Genomic DNA, 317 nt, shown 5'->3' with positions numbered 1-317 from the left:
TTCGCTGGTTGATTCGATGGCCATCTTGGTGGAAGGGATTTTAGGGGAAGAGGAAGTTTTGAATGAAATATTCCTTAAGTATCCCATTAAAGCTGTTATGCACTTTGCCTCTAATAGCTTGGTTGGGGAGTCTGTTCAAGATCCCTATAAATACTATGATAATAATGTAGGTGCAACTCTTACATTATTGAATACCATGCTCAAGCATGATGTTAAGAATTTCATTTTCTCTTCAACGGCAGCTACGTACGGGATACCAAATGTTGATATGATAGATGAAGATCAGCCAAGCAATCCGATTAATCCATATGGCCGCT

At 39.1% G+C, this 317-nt stretch carries 1 protein-coding gene; it reads left to right on the top strand.

Features of this window, described 5'->3' with window-relative positions:
• Positions 1–317 (top strand): GDP-mannose 4,6-dehydratase (locus ACYP5M_RS26545; protein ID WP_459735735.1); only part of this gene is annotated, 317 nt, incomplete at both ends.

The sequence above is a fragment of the Peribacillus sp. N1 genome (assembly GCF_054600815.1).
Note: the sequence above shows the minus strand (reverse complement) of the source record. Positions and strands in the feature narration are given on the sequence as shown.